This window comes from Planomonospora sp. ID67723 (assembly GCF_015711605.1).
Classification (GTDB): domain Bacteria; phylum Actinomycetota; class Actinomycetes; order Streptosporangiales; family Streptosporangiaceae; genus Planomonospora_A.
In genome coordinates, this window is the sequence record NZ_JABTEZ010000004.1 from 178,826 (window position 1) to 197,479 (window position 18,654).

20 protein-coding genes and 3 pseudogenes are annotated in these 18,654 nt (G+C 68.6%); 13 read left to right on the forward strand and 10 right to left on the reverse strand.

Annotated elements, in window-relative coordinates; all coding sequences use genetic code 11:
* Positions 1-58 precede the first annotated feature (58 nt).
* Entirely contained in the window at positions 59-397 is a 339-nt protein-coding gene (locus HS041_RS27440; RefSeq protein ID WP_307845494.1) for a VOC family protein, read from the forward strand.
* Between the two features lie 109 nt (positions 398-506).
* Here HS041_RS27440 and HS041_RS27445 read toward each other — a convergent pair.
* Positions 507-1,379: pseudogene (locus HS041_RS27445) on the reverse strand (IS5 family transposase).
* 93 nt (positions 1,380-1,472) lie between these two features.
* Here HS041_RS27445 and HS041_RS27450 point away from each other — a divergent pair.
* Positions 1,473-2,125 (forward strand): annotated as a pseudogene (locus HS041_RS27450) (IS5 family transposase).
* Positions 2,126-2,516: 391 nt separating this feature from the next.
* Positions 2,517-3,605: a MerR family transcriptional regulator gene (locus tag HS041_RS27455; RefSeq protein ID WP_196443738.1), complete on the forward strand. Its 1,089-nt coding sequence runs from the start codon at positions 2,517-2,519 to the stop codon at positions 3,603-3,605.
* Positions 3,606-3,751: 146 nt separating this feature from the next.
* Here the strand turns inward: HS041_RS27455 and HS041_RS27460 are convergent.
* From HS041_RS27460 to HS041_RS27475, 4 genes and pseudogenes are all read right to left on the reverse strand, one after another.
* Positions 3,752-4,404: pseudogene (locus HS041_RS27460) on the reverse strand (IS5 family transposase).
* Between the two features lie 9 nt (positions 4,405-4,413).
* The gene (locus HS041_RS27465) at positions 4,414-4,677 is read right to left on the reverse strand and encodes a hypothetical protein (protein ID WP_196443739.1); all 264 of its coding nucleotides are present in this window, start codon (positions 4,675-4,677) and stop codon (positions 4,414-4,416) included.
* An 84-nt stretch (positions 4,678-4,761) separates the two neighbouring features.
* Complete coding sequence (locus tag HS041_RS27470; protein ID WP_196443740.1) at positions 4,762-5,178, reverse strand: carboxymuconolactone decarboxylase family protein; 417 nt, start codon at positions 5,176-5,178, stop codon at positions 4,762-4,764.
* Between the two features lie 189 nt (positions 5,179-5,367).
* Positions 5,368-6,207, reverse strand: coding sequence for an alpha/beta fold hydrolase (locus HS041_RS27475; RefSeq protein ID WP_196443741.1), 840 nt, complete (start codon positions 6,205-6,207; stop codon positions 5,368-5,370).
* Between the two features lie 70 nt (positions 6,208-6,277).
* Here HS041_RS27475 and HS041_RS27480 point away from each other — a divergent pair, with 70 nt between their 5' ends.
* Positions 6,278-7,228, forward strand: a complete 951-nt coding sequence (locus tag HS041_RS27480) for a GlxA family transcriptional regulator (protein ID WP_196443742.1) — start codon at positions 6,278-6,280, stop codon at positions 7,226-7,228.
* A 282-nt stretch (positions 7,229-7,510) separates the two neighbouring features.
* On the opposite strand, the gene HS041_RS27485 is transcribed toward HS041_RS27480, so the two are convergent.
* From HS041_RS27485 to HS041_RS27495, 3 genes are all read right to left on the reverse strand, one after another.
* Entirely contained in the window at positions 7,511-8,155 is a 645-nt protein-coding gene (locus HS041_RS27485; protein WP_196443743.1) for a transposase, read from the reverse strand.
* A gap of 44 nt (positions 8,156-8,199) precedes the next feature.
* Positions 8,200-8,613 (reverse strand): transposase, encoded by a 414-nt coding sequence (locus HS041_RS27490; RefSeq protein WP_196443744.1) that lies wholly within the window; start codon positions 8,611-8,613, stop codon positions 8,200-8,202.
* Positions 8,614-8,739: 126 nt separating this feature from the next.
* Complete coding sequence (locus HS041_RS27495; RefSeq protein ID WP_196443745.1) at positions 8,740-9,171, reverse strand: DUF6326 family protein; 432 nt, start codon at positions 9,169-9,171, stop codon at positions 8,740-8,742.
* A 168-nt stretch (positions 9,172-9,339) separates the two neighbouring features.
* Between HS041_RS27495 and HS041_RS39485 the strand changes: the two genes are divergently transcribed.
* From HS041_RS39485 to HS041_RS27520, 7 genes are all read left to right on the forward strand, one after another.
* On the forward strand, positions 9,340-9,474 hold the full coding sequence (locus HS041_RS39485; RefSeq protein ID WP_255530084.1) for a hypothetical protein: 135 nt from the start codon (positions 9,340-9,342) through the stop codon (positions 9,472-9,474).
* Positions 9,475-9,549: 75 nt separating this feature from the next.
* Complete coding sequence (locus HS041_RS27500; RefSeq protein ID WP_196443746.1) at positions 9,550-10,482, forward strand: sensor histidine kinase; 933 nt, start codon at positions 9,550-9,552, stop codon at positions 10,480-10,482.
* A 58-nt stretch (positions 10,483-10,540) separates the two neighbouring features.
* A complete protein-coding gene (locus HS041_RS27505; RefSeq protein ID WP_307845495.1) occupies positions 10,541-11,182 on the forward strand; it encodes a LuxR C-terminal-related transcriptional regulator in 642 nt (213 codons plus the stop codon).
* Complete coding sequence (locus tag HS041_RS39490; protein WP_255530085.1) at positions 11,179-11,307, forward strand: hypothetical protein; 129 nt, start codon at positions 11,179-11,181, stop codon at positions 11,305-11,307. Before HS041_RS27505 ends, HS041_RS39490 begins: the two co-directional genes overlap by 4 nt.
* Before the next feature lie 811 nt (positions 11,308-12,118).
* On the forward strand, positions 12,119-12,598 hold the full coding sequence (locus HS041_RS27510; protein WP_196443747.1) for a hypothetical protein: 480 nt from the start codon (positions 12,119-12,121) through the stop codon (positions 12,596-12,598).
* Positions 12,599-12,743: 145 nt separating this feature from the next.
* On the forward strand, positions 12,744-13,172 hold the full coding sequence (locus HS041_RS27515; RefSeq protein WP_196443748.1) for a hypothetical protein: 429 nt from the start codon (positions 12,744-12,746) through the stop codon (positions 13,170-13,172).
* A 331-nt stretch (positions 13,173-13,503) separates the two neighbouring features.
* The gene (locus tag HS041_RS27520) at positions 13,504-14,031 is read left to right on the forward strand and encodes a hypothetical protein (protein WP_196443749.1); all 528 of its coding nucleotides are present in this window, start codon (positions 13,504-13,506) and stop codon (positions 14,029-14,031) included.
* 187 nt (positions 14,032-14,218) lie between these two features.
* Here the strand turns inward: HS041_RS27520 and HS041_RS27525 are convergent, their stop codons facing one another.
* On the reverse strand, positions 14,219-15,193 hold the full coding sequence (locus HS041_RS27525) for an NAD(P)-dependent alcohol dehydrogenase (protein WP_307845496.1): 975 nt from the start codon (positions 15,191-15,193) through the stop codon (positions 14,219-14,221).
* A 78-nt stretch (positions 15,194-15,271) separates the two neighbouring features.
* On the opposite strand from HS041_RS27525, the gene HS041_RS39495 reads away from it, so the two are divergent.
* Positions 15,272-17,548 carry an ATP-binding protein gene (locus HS041_RS39495; RefSeq protein WP_196443751.1) on the forward strand — a complete coding sequence of 759 codons (2,277 nt, stop codon included), beginning with the start codon at positions 15,272-15,274 and terminating at the stop codon, positions 17,546-17,548.
* Positions 17,549-17,629: 81 nt separating this feature from the next.
* Here the strand turns inward: HS041_RS39495 and HS041_RS27535 are convergent, their stop codons facing one another.
* Entirely contained in the window at positions 17,630-18,217 is a 588-nt protein-coding gene (locus tag HS041_RS27535) for a hypothetical protein (protein WP_196443752.1), read from the reverse strand.
* A gap of 7 nt (positions 18,218-18,224) precedes the next feature.
* On the opposite strand from HS041_RS27535, the gene HS041_RS27540 reads away from it, so the two are divergent.
* Positions 18,225-18,632 (forward strand): helix-turn-helix domain-containing protein, encoded by a 408-nt coding sequence (locus tag HS041_RS27540; RefSeq protein WP_196443753.1) that lies wholly within the window; start codon positions 18,225-18,227, stop codon positions 18,630-18,632.
* Positions 18,633-18,654 lie beyond the last annotated feature (22 nt).

Below are 18,654 nucleotides of genomic sequence, written 5' to 3' on the forward strand. Positions count from 1 at the left end.
CGGAGACAGACGCGCGGACACGAAGGAGCGAACGTTGCCAGGTGCTGTACTGCGAGGGGTGACTTTGGACTGTGCTGACCCGCAGCTGCTGGCGGGCTTCTACGGTGCACTGACCGGGATGCGCGAGCTCTTCAGTACGGACGAGTTCGTCGCTCTGACGGACGGCTCCGGCTGTGATCTGGGATTCCAGCGGGTTGACGGATACCGGGCTCCGCAGTGGCCGGGTCAGGACGTGCCACAACAGTTCCATCTGGATTTCCGCGCTGACGACCTCGATGCGATGGAGGAGCTGGCGCTGGAACTCGGAGCGGCCAAACCGGACCATCAGCCCGGCGACGGACGCTGGCGGGTACTCCTGGATCCGGCTGGCCACCCCTTCTGCCTGACGTCTTCCTGACATCACGGGCGTGACAGGCCCCCGGTCAGACGCCGTAGCGCTCAGGCGCGGTCGGGCGGTTCATCAGCTGCTGGCCGCCTTGGAGAGGGCATGGCGTCGGATGTGCTGGTCACAGCCACTCGTTGATTGCCGCTACGAGGACGGTTGCCTCGTAGCGGACCGCGAGTTTGTCGTACCTCGTGGCCACAGCCCGATGCCTCTTGAGGCGGTTGATACCGCACTCGACCGCATGCCGAGCCTTGTAGTCCTGCGGGTCGAACTTCGGCGGACGGCCGCCGTGGGAGCCACGTTTCTTGCGGTTGCGGGCCTGGTCGGCCTTGTCCGGGATGGTGCAGCGGATCCCGCGTCGCCGCAGGTAAGCGCGGTTCTTCCGGGAGGCATACGCCTTGTCGGCGCGCACGCGATCCGGCCGGGTGCGCGGCCTGCCCGGCCCAAGACCCGGGACACGGACCTTGTAGAACAGGCTCGAACTGCGGCGAATCGCCCCGCTGCCCGGCCGTGATCACGATGGACATGGGCTTCTGGCCCTGTTCGACAGCCAGGTGCAGCTTGGTAGTCAGGCCGCCGCGCGAGCGCCCGAGCCCGTGGTCGTCCGGCTCGACGGTGACGCCGCCGGGCGGCTCCTTCTGCAGCTCCCCTTTTTCCTCGCCCCGGCGGCGTGCTGGTGGGCCCGGCACACCGTGGAGTCGACGTTGATGTCCCAGGTGATCAGATCCTTCGCGTCAGCCCGGGCCTGGAGCGCGGTGAAGATCCGATGCCAGGTGCCGTTGCGCTGCCACCGGCGGAACAGGTCGTACATCCGGCCCCACGGCCCATACTCGGTGGGTATGTCCCGCCACGGGATGCCGGTGCGGACCTGGAACCGTATGCCGTCGATCAGCTGCCGCCGGGTCCACGTCGGCGGCCGACCGGGCTTCTTGCCCTTCGGCAACAACGGTTCCAACACCGCCCATTGCGCGTCCGTCAGATCTCCACGTGCCACGGCTCAAGATCATCTCACGTCCAAGATCCACTTTCGATACACGCCCTAGGTGTGGCCCGGTGGCGGGCCGGACGGGGCTGGTAGAACTCGCACGTGGCGCGCTTTGATGTGACCGATGCCGAGTGGGCGTTGATCGAGCGGTGTCTGCCGGTGGCGGCCACCGGGCCGCTGCCGCGGCGGGCACGGGATCAGTTCAACGGGATCCTGTGGCGGTTTCGCACCGGGTCCGGCTGGCGTGATGTCCCCGAACGCTACGGGCCCTGGTCGACCATCTACTCCCGGTTCAACGCCTGGGCCAAGGCCGGGGTGTTCCAAGGGCTGATGGACGCGCTGATCGCCGAGGCCGCATCGCGCGGGCAGGCCGGGTTGGAGCTGGTCAGCGTGGACTCCACGATCGTGCGGGCGCATCAGGAGTCGGCCGGGCTGGCCGTGGCCGGGGAGACGCTGGATGCGCTGGAGCAGGCCCTGACCGAGGAAAAGGGGGCTGCGCTGCCGCAGCAGCCGCCATCCCCGAAAAGAAGGACCAGGCCGCCAACCGCAGGAAGAAGGGCAGCCGGGGCGGCCGGCCCGTCGGCTACGACACCGGCCTCTACAAGGAGCGCGACACCGTTGAACGCTGTTTCCAGAAGATCAAGACCTGGCGCGCTCTGGCGACCCGCTACGACAAGGCCCCGGAAAGCTACGAGGCCGGGCTCTACCTCCGAGGCTCGGTCATGTGGCGGAAGCTCCTCACCTCAACTGCATGACCCGAACCCCGAACAGCCCCTAGCCGGCTTAAAGTATGCAGGTCACAGCGTTTCCAGCAGACGGACCGGGGTCCCCTGTCGGCGTCCTGACCGTCCTCGGTGGACCGGCGCCGGGGAGGTTGGCGGTGAGTCCTCCGATCAGGGCCACGAGGGCCACAGCCTGCGCCGGGCCAGCGGGTGGACTCACCGCCACTCTCACCGCAGGTCTCCACCTCGGCGCCGCGCTTGATCAGGGTGGCGGCGTAGCGCTCCATGTAGGCGGGTCGCGGGTAGCGCCTCGGACCGCTGCTTCGTGTTCGGCCCTTGCTGCCATGTGTGCGAGGTTCTTGACCTTCACGTGGCGTCAGGCTGCATAGTCGGTGCCGTGGAGGATCACTGGACCGTGGGACACGTGGCCGAGCTGGCCGGCGTGAGCGTCCGCACGCTGCATTACTACGACGAGATCAGGCTCGTCCGGCCGTCGGCGCGGACCGCAGCCGGGTACCGGGCCTATTCGGCGGGCGACGTGGGACGGCTGCGAGAGGTGCTGGCCTACCGGCGGTTGGGCTTCGGGCTGCGGGAGGTTGCGGAACTGGTCGACGACCCGTCCACCGACGCGGTCGCGCACCTGCGCCAACTGCGCGGCCTGCTGCTGGAGCGGCGTGATCGCGCTGACGCCATGGTGGCGGCCATCGACAGGGAACTCGAGGCACGGGCGAAGGGACTGAAAGTGACACCGGAGGAGCAACTGGAGATGCTCGGTGCACGCCTGTATGACGCGATCGGCGGCGCTTACACCGCGACACGGCGTACCGAGCCGCGGATCGCCGCGCAGATCTGGGACGCGCTCGGGGATGCGCAGACGGTGCTGAACGTCGGGGCCGGCACCGGCTCCTACGAGCCTGCCGATCGCGACGTGATCGCGGTGGAGCCATCGGCGGTCATGCGGGGGCAGCGGCCTGCCGACGCGGCGCCGTGCGTGGCCGCCGCCGCGGAGAGCCTGCCGTTCGAGGACCGGTCCTTCGACGTCGCGATGGCCGTCTCCACCGTTCACCACTGGGGGGACCCGATAGCGGGGCTGCGCGAGATGCGGCGCGTGGCCCACCGCGTGGTGGTGCTCACGTTCGACACCGACGAGCCCAGATGGCAGGACCGGTTCTGGCTTACCCGCGACTACCTGCCCGAGTTCGCCGCCGTCCTCGCGGAATTTCCTTCGCTTGCTGGCATGGCCGACGCGATCGGCGCCCGCACTGAGCTGGTGCCCATCCCGTGGGACTGTGCTGATGGCCTGTTCGAGGCGTACTGGCGCCGACCATCGGCGTATCTGGAGGATCACGTGCGTCGTGCGATGTCGGTGTGGACGAGGGTCGGGCCGGAGGCCGAGCAGCGGGCGGTGCGAAGCCTCGGCGACGATCTCGCCTCCGGCCGGTGGGCCGAGCGCAACAGCGACCTCGCCGACCTCGACGCGGCAGATCTCGGTCTCCGCCTGCTCGTAGCTTGAACCGCGTCGCGGTGCTTGGGCGCGCAGCAGTTTCGGCATGGCAGAACCCTCCTGCCAGGAAGGATTCCCCTGGTCAGGGCGACTGAGCGGTGACAATCCCAATACCCGTTGAGGAACGCGGCACTAGGGGCTGTTCGGGGTTCGGGTCATGCAGTTGAGGTGAGGAGCTTCCGCCACATGACCGAGCCTCGGAGGTAGAGCCCGGCCTCGTAGCTTTCCGGGGCCTTGTCGTAGCGGGTCGCCAGAGCGCGCCAGGTCTTGATCTTCTGGAAACAGCGTTCAACGGTGTCGCGCTCCTTGTAGAGGCCGGTGTCGTAGCCGACGGGCCGGCCGCCCCGGCTGCCCTTCTTCCTGCGGTTGGCGGCCTGGTCCTTCTTTTCGGGGATGGCGGCTGCTGCGGCAGCGCAGCCCCCTTTTCCTCGGTCAGGGCCTGCTCCAGCGCATCCAGCGTCTCCCCGGCCACGGCCAGCCCGGCCGACTCCTGATGCGCCCGCACGATCGTGGAGTCCACGCTGACCAGCTCCAACCCGGCCTGCCCGCGCGATGCGGCCTCGGCGATCAGCGCGTCCATCAGCCCTTGGAACACCCCGGCCTTGGCCCAGGCGTTGAACCGGGAGTAGATGGTCGACCAGGGCCCGTAGCGTTCGGGGACATCACGCCAGCCGGACCCGGTGCGAAACCGCCACAGGATCCCGTTGAACTGATCCCGTGCCCGCCGCGGCAGCGGCCCGGTGGCCGCCACCGGCAGACACCGCTCGATCAACGCCCACTCGGCATCGGTCACATCAAAGCGCGCCACGTGCGAGTTCTACCAGCCCCGTCCGGCCCGCCACCGGGCCACACCTAGATCCGAACCCCAGACAGCCCTTAGCGGGGGAGGGGTGGGCCCGGGCCCGGACTCAGCCTTGCCGATCTCGTACGGCGCGAATTCCTCAAGGTCGAGCTGCGCACAGGTCGGACCGCCGTACGAGTCCTCCTCGTACTCGGCGTCGTAGGCGATCACCGTGCCATCGGCGTACGACTCGACCTGCAGACAGGCGTACCCCTCGTCCTCGAGCGCCAGGTAGAACATGGACGTGCCCCAGCTCGCGTACTGATCCCCACGATCTTCATCCCAGGGCCGCCGGAAGTACCCTCACTTCCACTTGAACTTCACTCACGCTTTCCCTTCGCCGAGGTTCGGGAGTTTCTCCATATAAGAGACGGCCCGGCGAAGGAGCGGAATGGTGACCGACCCGCCTCCTACAAGGGCGATCTGCAGCGCCTCGAGCACCTGATCACGAGCGACCCGCTCTTCGTCACATCGTTCGAGGTGGTAGTAAACGCATTCCTCGCAGTCCTTCATCACGGACACCACGAGGCCGAGCAGTTCCTTGACCGAGACGGGCAGGGCGCCGGGCGCGTACGCTGCTCCGTCCAACGAGAAGAAGGATTCGAACAACGAGCCGCTGCCGCGCAGGCGCTCATTTCCGTCGGCTCTGGCCCTGCGGAAAGCTTCCGGAGAAGGCGTCAAAGTCAGATGTTCGCGGGGATGACGTGCGGCATCGGCCTGAGGGCCTGTGGAACCAGACATGGGCATTCTGCTCTGTCGATGAGTTAAGCACCAATGATGATTTCTGCACGGAGTATCAGGGAGGCTTATGCTGCCCGTAGCGCCAGTGCCATGTGCGGCGGTCGAGGCTCATTGCGTGTGCGGCGTCGCCGAGCAGCGCGATCCGACCGGTGGCACCCCACGGCAGTTCATCTACCGCCCACCCAGCCCCTATGCCGTGAAGAAGTCAGCGAGTGCGCGTGCGATCTGGCCGGGCGCGTTCTCCGTGGGGATGTGTCCTGCATCCGGGATACGTATGAGTGTGGTGTGCGGGATCTCCGAGGCGAACCGCTCGGCGTACTCCACCTTCTGGAAGCCGTCGTCCTCGCCCCAGATCAGCAGCTTGGGTGTGGTGTTCTGTCGCAGGGCGGGGACGATATCCCGGGTGTAGCGGTTGTCGGCTGCGCCCACCATGGCCATCCAGGAGCGGCGAACCCGCGCATCGGTCCACGGGTCCAGATAGTCCGTGATCCGCTGTTCCGTGGCGGCACCGGCCAGCGCTTGTGTCACGGCTTGCCGGCGGGCGGCGAGAATCTCCTCGGCGGTGATTGCGGCGACGACCACCGGGTCTCGGAACCGGGCCACGCTGGGGACCGGCCAGGAGTCGTACGTGACCGAGTTGACCAATGCCAGCCGGGACACCTCCAGCCGATCGTGGACGAGGAGGTGCTGAGCGACGGCGCCGCCGATGTCATGACCCGCTACGGCGATCGGCCCCGAGAGCTTCAGCGCGGAGGCGAAGCGCGCCACCCAGTCCGCGAGGGCTGGGACCGTGCCCGTTTCCAGGGTGAGTTCGCCTCCCGAGCACCCAAGTCCGGGGAGGTCTACCGCTATGGGTCGTAGCCCCGCCGCGCCCAGACGGTCCATCACCGGAAGCCAGACCCGGCTCCAGTAGGTTCCGTGCAGCAGGAGCACGGCCGGGCCGTTCTGCTCCACGGTCAGGTAGCTGGCCGACTCGCCGTCGACCTGGATCTCGGTCCGCAGCACCGTCGATTCGGTGATTTCGCTCATGTGCCCACTGTGGCCGAGGCCGGTCTTCCGGCCGAGAGTCTTGAATGACACCCTTGGATACATTCTTGCCATGTCGCTTCATCGCGTGGTGGCCCTGCTCACCCCGCCGCAGTCGCCCTTCGAACTGGCCTGTGCGTTCGAGGTCTTCGGTATCGCCCCGCCGGACGCGCCGCCCCGCTACAGCTTCCGGGTCTGCGCCGAGCACCCGGGACTTCTGCCGACCGGCGCCGGCTACACGATGCTCGTCGAGGCGGGGCTGTCCGCTCTACAGGAGGTGGACACCGTGATCGTCCCCGGCCGCCAGCCTCCCGACACGCCTGTGTCGCCGGATGTCATCGAGGCGCTGCGCGGCGCCCACCGGCGCGGTGCGAGGATTGTCGCGATCTGCACGGGGGCGTTCGTCCTGGCTCAAGCCGGACTGCTCGACGGCCGCCGCGCCACCACCCACTGGCGCAGCGCCGCCCGGTTCGCCGCCGCCTTCCCCGAGGTGCCGGTGGATCCGGACGTGCTCTTCGTGGACCACGGTGACGTGGCGACCAGTGCCGGGACCGGCGCGGGCATCGACCTGTGCCTGCACCTGGTGCGCTGCGACCACGGGGCGGCCTACGCCGCACAGATCGCCCGGCGCATGGTCCTGCCGCCGCACCGCGAGGGAAGCCAGCTCCAGTACGCCGCACAGCCCGCACCGGCCAGGACGGACGAGTCGTTGGCGCCGCTGCTGGAGTGGGCCACCTCCCACCTCGACACCAGGCTGACCCTCGGCCACCTCGCCGAGCGCGCCGGCTTGTCCAGCCGAACCCTCGCCCGGCGGTTCACCGAACAGCTCGGCACCAGCCCGGGACAGTGGCTGCTCGGCCGACGCCTTGATGCGGCACGGATACTGCTGGAACAGACCGACCTCCCGGTGGAAGCCATCGCCACCCGGGTCGGCCTCGCCTCGGCGGCCAACCTGCGCCGCCGTTTCCGGGCACATCTCGGCACCACACCCGGCGCATACCGGCGGACCTTCAGTCAAACCTGACGGCGTAGTCGGGTGTTCATGCACACGCGAGCGGGTGCGCAGGCGGGTCGCGTCCAGATCGCGGCATTCGAGCAGTAGCCTCCAGCTCCCACTCTCTGCGCCTCGGCAGGGACCCTTTCTCCCGAACCGATGTCGCTACGGTCCGGTACCGCGGCCCGTACTCCGCGGGGCCTCGCTCGCCCAGCGGCAGGTGAGGCTCGACCAAGGACCACTCGTTGGCTTTGCCTGTGAGAACCGGATCTGGATCAAAGTCCGTGAAGCGGTGACTGCGGGTGACGATCACTAGTGGGTGAGGAGCACGCGCTTGCGGAGGAGGGCAAAGCCCGCTCGGCCGAATATCTGACGTTTGATCATCTTGATCCGGTTGACGTGACCTTCCACTGGACCTGAGTTCCACGGCAGGGTGAGACCGGCGGTAACGGCGTCAAGATCGCGCTCTAAGCCGCTGGCGAAGCCGTGGAGGGAGGGCAGGTCATCGGCCTCGACTGCGGCGAGCCAGGCCGGAAGATCCTGGCCCTGGCGCTTGGTGAGCATGATGGCAAAAGAACGCACATGTTTGCTGAGCGCGGCCAGCTCAGGACAGCGGGCCAGGACAGCCTTGAGCTGCAGATGGAGGGATTCCTCCAGGCGGTCGGGGTGGGTGGTGATCCAGCCGGTGACCTTGCGGGCCGAAGGAGTCGGCGGTGCGACAGGGTGGGGTGCGCGCAAGGGGCGCAGATAGTCACTGAGCGCGGCGTAGCTGCCGCAATAGCCCAGTGCGGTGATTTCCTTCAGCAGCCGGGTGGCGTTGCGTTCGCCTTCGTGCCAGTGCTGGTGCAGGTAGGGCTTGAAGTCATCGACCATGCTGGGCTTGGTGGTCCACTGACCCCACAGCAGATCCTCAGCCGTGGCGGCATGGGCGTAGCGGATCACGGTGCGGCCGCTCATGCCAAGCTGGCGGGCGATGCTGCGCAGGCTGTGGCCAGCCGCTTTCAGCTCATGGATGCGCCTTCAGCATAAGCGCTGGTCCGGTCGCGGCAGATCACCTCGACGTCGGGGTGCTGGCGCAGCCAGTCGGCCAGGGTGGTGGCCTGGCGGTCGGCCAGCAGGTCGATGGACCGGTGAGTGACCATATCGAGCAGGACGGTGCCGTAGCTGTTGCCGCGGCGGATGGCGAAGTCGTCCACGCGCAGCACGGTGATCTGGCCGATCTGGGGATCGGGCAGGGCGTGGATTAGCCGGATCAGAGTGGAACGGCTGGCGGTCAAGCCGAGCACACGCACCAATCGTGTGCCGGCGCGACCGGCCAGAGCCAGCGCGACGGTTTCCAGCACGCTGCGAAGCAGCCGGGTGCGGCGAGCATGGCGCTGGGTCAGTGCTGGGACCTGCTCGGCAAAGGTGCGCATTTCACCGCGTTGGAGTCCGGGCCTTGGAAGGACAGTCCTTGGCGATGGTGGCGCGATCAACGCGCCGCGCAGCCGTGGGCAGCGCCAGATCGACGAGTCAGGAGGCACCCATCGGGAGAGAGAAGTTTATCTATGTGCCGTCGGCCACGCCCAAGCGACCCATGTGATGACCATCAGGAGCGCTATCTCGATCAGGGTTCCGACGATGTAGTAGACCCAGCTCTCACCGATGAGCGAAGCCGCTGCGGTTACCACGTAGAACAGGCTGACCACGATGTTGGCGATCCGGTTGACCCGCGCCTGGGCGAGCAGCGAGACGACGACCATCAACGCCGCGACGACGATGTACAGCGTCGTGAGCGCAAGGAACGTCTGGTCGATCGCGAACTCGGTGCCGGACACCTCGCCGGCGAGCACTCCGTTGATCACATCAGCGCGGTAGAAGCCGAAGATGTCGACGTAGGCGAACACCAACAACGTGGTGACCCATAAGCCGCAGAGCACGACCTTGACGTCGACCTTGGCGTCAAGAAGTTCGCTCGCCTGATTTCCGTTCACGGGTCGTCTCCTTCTCGTAGCCCGTAGCGGTGGCCGGTCCCAGTCTCAGTCGTACCGGCGGCGGGACGCCCGAGTCCTGTGGCCGACGCTTCCCTGGCTCATTGGCCAGGCAAGCGGCTGGTCGCGCGGCGGGTTCGCGGGGAACGCCCGATCGCTACTGTGGTAGTCGTGTCGAACGCTGCGACGACGTTGCGGGCCGCCGTGCGGCGCCCGTCGCCGTACACCTGGCGTGACTGGGCCCTCGCTGCGCTGGTGTTGACCGTGCTCGTGTTTGAAGCAGCCTTCCGAGACCTGGTCTGGTGACCGGTAGCCGTTGCATTCGGGTGTGGCCTGGCGCTCGCGGTCCTGGTCCGGCGGGCCTATCCGTTGCCCGTCGTAGTGTTCGCCTTCGGAGGGTTCGCGGTCCTCGACGTCGCCACGTTCGTCGTGGGCACCGAACCCGTGGCCCTGCACAGCGGATGGGTGGTGTTCGTGCTGGCCTACTCGCTTCTGCGTTGGCGTGCCGGCCGCGATGTAGCCATCGGGATGGCGGCCATGGCGGTGGGACTGGCCGCCATTGTCAGCGTCGACTTCCCCGGGTTCGCCGAGACGACCGCCGGGATCGCCATGGTGCTCTTCGCCGCTGCCCTCGGGGCCTCCGTGCGCTACCGGACCATCGCCCGCAGACAGCTGATCGTGCAGGCCAAGCTTCAGGAACGCGAACAGCTGGCTCGGGAGCTGCACGACACCGTGGCTCACCACGTCTCCGCAATCGCGATCCAGGCACAGGCAGGCTTGTTCCTTGCCCGGTCATCGTCGCTGAGCGGAGCGACGGAAGCCCTCGAAACCATCAACCGCGAGGCGGCCCGGACGCTCGCGGAGATGCGCACGATGGTCAGCGCACTGCGCGACCGCCAGCAGCAGCCGCCTCTGGTTCCCCAGCGTCGGATCGCCGATATCAAAGGTATCGCCGCTGACAGCACCGAGGCGCTGCGCATCGACGTCGAGCTGCACGGTGATCTGACGAACCTCCCGCCAGCCGTCGAGGGTGCCCTCTACCGTGTGACGCAGGAATCGATCACCAACGCCCAGCGCCACGCCCAGCAGGCGACCCGAGTCAGGGTTGAGGTGACCGGCAGCGCTACCGATGTCCAGTTGACGGTCAGCGACGACGGCGTCCGAATCGCGTCTGCCGCTGGTCCGTCCGGATTTGGGCTGGTCGGCATGACCGAACGCATCACGCTCCTGGGTGGCACGTTCACCGCCGGACCGAATCCGGATCGCGGCTGGATCGTCCGGGCCGTCCTTCCCCGCCAAGGCGCGGCGACATGACCATCCGCGTCCTCATCGCCGACGACCAGGGCATCGTCCGGGCCAGCCCGGCATCGAGGTGGTCGGGCAGGCGGCCGACGGACGTACGGCCGTCGCGCTCGCCCGCCAACTGCGGCCGGATGTGTGCCTGTTCGACATCCGGATGCCCGTCCTGGACGGTATCGAGGCCACCCGTCTGCTCGCCGGACCGGAAATCTCCAATCCGATCGCCGTCATCGTGATCACCACGTTCGACACCGACGAGTACATCTACGGAGCCCTCAAGGCGGGCGCCCGCGGCTTCCTGCTCAAGGGCGCCGAACCGGACCAGCTGGTCGAGGCGATCCACGCCGCCGTGCAGGGTGATGCACTCATCGACCCGGCCATCACCGGCAGGCTACTCGCCACGTTCGCCACCAGCGGCCCTACCGCCACACCGGCCCAGCCGGTTCAGGCCCTGACCGACCGGGAGGAAGACGTGCTGGCCGAGGTCGCGCGGGGCAAGACGAACGCCGAGATCGCGCGGGACCTGCACATCAGCATGAGTACGGTCAAGTTCCATCTCGCCGGTCTCATGGCCAAGCTCGAAGCCCGGAACCGCGTCGAACTCGCCATGTGGGCCTACCAGACCAAGCTGGGCCCTCGCATACTTGAGACGCCCACTGGCACAATCCGACGTCCGGACATCGACAGAAGTGCGCATCGCACCATCCCGCGTTGAGGAAGCTGCAGGCTGTCGTGCGGGTGTTCGATCTGCGGGTGGTGCGACAGGTGGCAATCGAAAATCCGGAGGGAGTCCGGCAGTTGGCCCTGGAGCTGCAGACGGTGCTGGCCGATCTAGGGTGAGTGCGCCCGCGAGGCGGAATGACCCATTCAGGATCACCTGAGGCCCAGCGAAGGAGCGAGCGCCCGCTTCCGGCAGACGCCGTATCCGAGCACCAAGACGCCGCGCCGAAGGTGGCGTCCTTGCAGATGGCGGTCGCCACGCGCAGCGGCAGCCGGGACGGGATGGTGTTCCACTCGAACTGCGGGCGGAAGTACACGAGCGCCGCGCCTACCAGGCCGTTCACCGCCGCCTGAGGAGGGCAAACCGGCCTCCGAATCACCACCGGAGGCCGGCCACGTGTCGGGGTCAGAGAGACTTGGAACGCAATCCGGCGTCAGCCGGAGTCCTGGTCCCGAAAACAGGGGCAACGGGTTCTGTCTGCCGTACTTGGTCTGCCCCTATGAGCAGTCCTGCACGTAGCTATATCCGTACAGGAAGAGCGTCCGGTAGGGATAGCCGTATCCGGCCGTATCCTGACAGTCCTGCCATGCCCAGGACACCCGTTGAGGATCGCTGTCGGGCAGGCCGGGAAACGGATCGTGCACGGCGAACACGGTATGCCCAACCCGGGTGCGCAGACCGGGTGATCGAGCCAGGATGGCCGATCATGGACAGGGCCTCCTCCACTGTACGGCCTGCCGATTTTGTTCGGTCGGAGCATGGCGGCGTCGGCCGCCCCAAGGTTCGCAGCCGGCCGCGGTAACGCAGGCCCGCCGAACGGGCACCACGTCTCCTGAGGCCTCCGTTGTGTGCCGTGTGCGGACGACCTGAGTAGTTCAACGGAGCTCACGTACTCTGGCGGCCGGCCCGTCCGAGACGGACGCTGCCGTCATGACACGCGAACTGACGGGAGTGGCTCTCGGAGCCGTCCCCGCGGGACTTGTCGTGGTCTCGCTGCTCGAACCGACGGCTGCTCTCGGGGACTCCTTGGGAAGATCCTGGTGTGCTCGGGGGTGGGACGGGTTCTTCTGCTCGTTCGCCGTCGCCCTACTGACGCTGGCTGCTCTCGGCGGGATTGGGGCAGCCTTGGACGGCGCCGTTCTGTGGGCGCTCAAGGTACCGGGATGGTGCGGCATCGCGCTGTGGTCGATCCCCTTCGCCGGTTGTGGAGCCATGTTCCTCGGGGCGCTGCTCGATTGGATTCCGCGGTGGTTGTTCGCCATCGCCCTGTACCTACTCGGCAACAGCGTGTTCTTCCTGATCGGTCAGGTGTGGCAGGCCCACTGGAGCCTGCGGGCGGCGGCGCTCATCGCCGTACTCGTGCTGGTGCTTCCGGCGGGCCGATGGATGATCCAGCTCATCCAGGCATAGTTGCGGTGATTCATCGGCGGCGCGTACATGACCGTGCCGGGACACGACGCCCGGGCCGTCTACGAACCGGTGGCCGGCGGTGATCCGGATGTGTGGCATTACGGCGGATCGATCGGCTGAGGTGCGGCCCGCTACAGTTCCGATCATGAGCGGGACCACGCCGGCGGTGGCCCGGGTCGCGCACGGCACCCTACAGCGGCTGCGCGCGTTCCTGACCGCCGAGAAGAACCGCGCCGGCGAGCTGCTGGCCGGGACGGAACCGACGCCCGGCGCTGACGCCGCGCTGCGGGCTGAGGCCTGCACCCGCATCCGCCAGCGCTTGGAGCGGCTGCGGGAGCGCGGGGACCTGCTGGACACGGTCGACGCCGCGCTCACCCACGGGATCCGGGTGGAGCTGGCGGGACGGGGCTGGGATCACCATTGGCCGCCGGTGCAGGCCGGCCCACTACGAGCGCCTGGCCGCACCCATCATCCCGCCGGGAGTGGTCTGGCGGGCCGGGCTGGACAGAGCCCTGCCCCCGGAGTCCGGGTGACGGGACACCGGACGCCACTCACCAACCTGCTCTCCCTCTGACCTGGGCTCTTTCGATGGCGGCATCGGCGGCGGTGGGCCTGCAGCCAGTGCTGGACCCACGGTTCAAAAGCCTTCGACGGAGACGGGTGGCAGAGGCCGGCTCCTGCCTGAGGCGACATCGACGGTGCCTCGATAGATGCGGGTATGGCCCTCACCACTGACGAGAGTTCCGTACTGACCACGGATGTGCAGGGCTGGGCCTCGAAGTCAAATGGTGGAAATCAGCTCGAAGGAAACCAGGAGCGGCGCGGTGCTCTTCGTACCGCTCCACCATCAAACATCCACAGGGCGCCACCTCCTGATGAGGGTGCCAGACCACGAGGAGACCACCATGGCCACCAGCAAACCCGCATCCCGTGACCGCACCAAACGCCGCCTCCTGCGGGCGCTGGGCGTCGTCTTGGCGCCCGTCACCGCGATCGTCGTGATGGCGGGGCCCGCCTTCGCCGAGCAGCGGGCGTGCACCACCCGGCCCACCCACAACGTGTGCCTGACCATTTACCCGCTCGACGACGGGAACTACAAGGTCACCCTCGGGATCGACGTGCACATGAGCCAGCAGGACGCACAGGCGATCATCGATCGCCCTGGCGACCCGTTCACGGGCAGGGTGTTCGGATCCGACTCATCCAACGAACCCAAGCAGTTCCTCTTCGCCGTCCCCCTAGACAGAGACACGGTCATCGCCACGGCGGAATTCGGGCTCAGCGCCGGGTTCAGCACCATTGTGTCCCCCGACCAGCTCAACGAGGACAACAGCCCCGGCAACCGCGTCGACGAAGTATTCGGCCGGGTCAGGCTCATCGAGCGAGCGGCCAGCAGGGACTTCAACACCCCCGAGATCCACAACACCTTCTAGCGAAAGGCGATGACGAACGCGCTCGCACGGCCCCTTCCTCCATGCTCGCACCGCTGACCAGGGATCGCGGGCTTCAAGCGACCTGACCAAGCCCTACCAGCGAGTCGTTCTGCATAGAGGCGTCGTGGAAAGAGCGGGGTCCCGGGACAGAGCCGGCGGGCTCCGCGCACCCTCCGCCGACAGGTGTTCATACGGTGACCACGACCTTGCCCCTCGCGTGCCCCCGTTCGAGATAACGGACGGCCTCGGCGGTCTCATCCAGTGAGTAAGTCCGGTCGATGACGGGAGTGACCTTCCCCGACTCGATGAGCTCGCTCATGACGGTGAGATCGTCGGCGCTGGGGTGGGACAGGAAGAACGTCGTCCGGGGTGTCACCATGACCTTGACGATTCCGAGCACCGGCCCGATCCACTGCCCCTTCGACGGCGCGCCCTCCACGAAGACACCCGTGGGCTCGAGCACCCGCCGGATCGCCCGGATGCCGTGATTGGCGACCAGGTCGAGCACCACGTCGTACCGCTTCCCGGCACGCGTGTAGTCCTCCTTGGTGTAGTCGATAACGTGGTCGGCGCCGATCGAGCGGACCAGCTCCGTGTTGCCGGTGCCGCACACCCCGGTCACCTCCGCCCCCATAGCCTTGGCGATCTGCACCGCGAACGTCCCCACGCCGCCGGAAGCCCCGTTGATCAGCACCCGGTGCCCGAGCCGGACCCGGCCCTTGTCACGTAGCGCCTGGAGTGCGGTGAGCGCCGCCACCGGGACGGCCGCGGCCTGCTCGAACGTCAGCCCGCCCGGCATCTTGCACAGCATGCCGTTCTGACGCAGACAGGCGTACTCGGCCAGGCCCGTCGTGCCCGGTACGAGGTCCAGGCCGCAGCCGCCGTAGACCTCGTCCCCCGGCCGGAAGGCGGTGACGTCGCGGCCCACCGACTCGACGACGCCCGCTAGGTCGGCGCCCAGGGCGGTGTGCTTGGGACGGGTCAGGCCCATCTGCAGACGGACGAAGTACGGCTCGCCCCGCATGTTGTGCCAGTCCAGCGGGTTGACGGAAGCAGCGCGTACGCGGATCAGCACGTCGTCGGCCCCGACGGCGGGTATGTCGGCGTCCTGCAGTCGCAGCACCTCGGGCGGGCCGTAGGCGTGGTAGCGGATGGCTTTCACGATTCCCAGGGTGCGGACAGGCATCGGGTCCACGAAATCACGTGAATTCGTGATTTGCAGAGTAGTGTCCGAGCCACCATGGCCAGACCCCCGCGCCGCCCGGGCAACCTGCCCGCCGAGGCGACCAGTTTCATCGGCCGCCGTCGCGAGCTCGCCGCGGTCAGGAGAAGCCTCGCCGAGGCCCGCCTGGTCAGTCTCGTCGGGCCGGGCGGAGTCGGTAAGACGCGCCTGGCGTTGCGGGCGGCGGGCGATCTCGGACGCGGGTTCCCCGCGGGCGCATGGCTGGTGGAGCTGGCCGAGGTGCGCGATTCCGCGCTGGTTGGCGATGCCGTCATGGCAGCCCTGGACCTGCGGAGCCAGGCCGCGGTCGAGCCGCCGGCGGTGCTGACGGCGTACCTGCGGGACAAGAGGCTGCTGCTGGTGGTCGACAACTGCGAGCACCTGCTCGCGGCGACGGCCCGGCTGGTTGCGGAGGTGATGCGGGCGGCGCCGGGCGTACGGGTGATCGCGACCAGCAGGGAGCCGCTGTCGGTGCCCGGCGAGCACGTGGTGCCCGTGCCGCCGCTCGATCTGCCCGCGCCGCCCGCCCGCCCGCCGCTGGCGGAGCTGCGGCAGAACGAGGCGGTCATGCTGTTCACGGAGCGGGCCGCGGCGGCGTCGGGCACGTTCGAGCTGACCGCGGCGAACCAGGCGGCGGTGGCCGGTCTGTGCCGCCGTCTCGACGGCCTGCCGCTGGCGATCGAGCTGGCGGCCGTGCGGACGCGGGTGTTGTCCGCCGAGCAGATCCTCGACCGCCTCGACGACCGGTTCGGGCTGCTCACCGGTGGCGGGCATGCGCTCCCGCGCCACCAGACGCTGCGCACCACCATCGACTGGAGCCACGATCTGCTGGATCCGGCGGAGCAGGCGTTGCTGCGGCGGCTGTGCGTCTTCGCCGGCCGGTTCACGCTGGAGGACGTCGAGGCGGTCTGCGCGCAGGAGGGCCCGCCCGCGCTGGACCCGCTGTCGTCGCTGGTCGACAAGTCGCTGGTGATGAAGGAGGACGCGGGAGACCTGGCCTGCTACCGCCTGCACGAGACGATGCGTGAGTACGCCGTGCTCAGGCTGCGCGAGGCCGGCGAGGAGGAGGCGGTCGGCCTGCGGTTCGCCGACTACTACACCGCGCGCTGCCTGCGGGCCGCGCCGCAGGTTCGGCGGCGGCTGGCCGATTGGCTCGACTGGATGGACCTGGAGATCGACAACGTACGCGCGGTGCTGCGGGGATGCGCGACCGGTGAGGGCGCGGCGCGCGGCATGGACCTGGTCTACGCCATCGGCTACTACTGGATCACCCGCGCGCTCAAGGAGGGGATCCGGTGGGCCGAGGAGTTGCTCGCCTGCGAGGGCGCCGGGCCGGCCGAGCGGGCCAGGGCCGCCTTCATGCGCGGTTTCCTGGCGGTGCTGCAGTCGGACGCGGCGAGCGCCGGCCCCGCGCTGGACGAGGCGGTGGCCGGGGCCGAGGAGGCGGGGCTGCCGTCCGTGCTGGCGCAGTCGCTGTCACTGGCGTCGATGGCGGCGAGCATGACGGGGGATCATGCGGCGGCCAGGCGGCTGGGTGAGCGGGCCCGTGCCGTCGTGGAAGGGCTGGACGATGACGCGGCCATGCTCATGTTCCTGCAGTCGCGCGCGCTGAACGGCCTCTTCGAGGGCGATCTCGACACGGTCGCGGAGGCGGCGGCGGAGGGTGTTCGCCTCGGCCGGGAGACCGGTGACCTCTACAGCCTGGACATGATGCTGCTGAACCTGGGCGTCGCCAAGTTGATCGCGGGCGCGCTCGACGAGGCGGAGCCGCTGCTGGCGGAGGCGCTGCGGGTCGCGTACCGGATCGACGACCGGGTGGGGCAGTACGTGCTGCTCGACGCGCTGGGCTGCGTCACGGCCGGTTCCGGGCGGGCGCGGCGGGCGGCGCTGCTGATGGGGGCGGCCGAGACCGTGCGTGCGGAGGCCGGGGCGAGCGTCCTGCCCTTTCTCCCGCCGCTGCTGGCCCGGGTCGAGGAGACGGCCAGGGCGGAGCTGGGGACGGCGGCGTTCGAGGACGAGTACGCGGCCGGAAGGCGTCTGAGCAGGGACGCCGCGATCGGGCTGGCGCTCGGTGAGCCTGTGCCACCCACCGGGGCGCCGGACGAGACGCCGCTCGGCAAGCGGCAGGCGGAGGTGGCGCGGCTGGTCGCCGAGGGGCTCAGCAACAGGCAGATCGGCGAGCGGCTGTTCATCTCGGAGCACACGGTGGACAGCCACGTGCGGGCGATCATGAACAAATTGGGGTTCAACTCGCGGGCGCAGATCGCCGCCTGGACGGCCTCCTCCGGCTCCTAGTCCCGCACGCCGCCTGTCGTCCACCAGGCGCTTGTTGACGGAGAACGTCAGCGCGCCCGGGATCTCGGCGGTTGGCGGGCTCTACCACCGTGCCTCCACGCGCCGAACCGAGTCCGAGGATCCACACCCGACCGGTCCGGGTGCCACCACCGCGACCCGGTGTGCGGTCTCCTCGACGGTATGCAGCTTGTCGCCGAGGAGGCGGGCAGGGTCGGATCCCGAGTCGTTGAGCAGCTTCTCCAGGTTCTCGATGAGTGCCTCGGCGGCGTCGTCACCGTCGTCACACCGGCACAAGATGTCGTCGCGGGGATCGGTCAGAAAGCGCTCGATCGCAGAGTCCAGCTTTTCGGCCAGCGGCTGAGCCTGCGCGGCCACCGATACCGGCTCGGGGGCCTCGCCGACGGCCATGCGTCGCAGCCCGTCGGGCAGCCGGCGCTGAGCGTCGCGGAGCCGGATCAGACTGGCGTCGGTGAACTCCTCCTGCAGTACCTCGACCTCGGTACGGATGACGTACGGTGCCTGCACCGCCTGCAACTGGCCGGTGATCTGCACGCCGACGCACGACAGCCCGTCCGCCTGGCGCTGGGACAGCACCGCCGACCACACCGCCAGGCCGCTGAGCGCGACCACGGCCAAGGCGACCCCGGCGACGGCCAGGCGGGCCATCACGTTGGACGTGCTGACTGCGGCGCTGGCCGGCGCGCTGGACGCCCACAGCGCGGTGCCGCCGCACCGCCGGCGGCGGGCGCTGGCGGCGGAAGTCCACGCCTTCATCCTGACCAACCTCGGTGATGCGCACCTGAGCCCGGACGCGATCGCCGCAGCGCATCACATCTCACTGCGCTACCTGCACCGGCTCTTCCACGACGACGGGCACACCGTCGCCGGCTGGATCCGCCAACGCCGCCTGCAGCGGTGCCGACGCGACCTGGCCGACCCCCGGCTGGCCGCCCACACCATCAGCTCGATCGCGGCCCGGTGGGGGTTCACCAGCCCCGCGCATTTCAGCCAGGCCTTCCGCAGCGCCTACGGCCTGTCACCACGCCAGTTCCGCCGCCAATGCGCGACAGTGCACGCAGACTAAAGAACTGTGCACGCATGTGAAA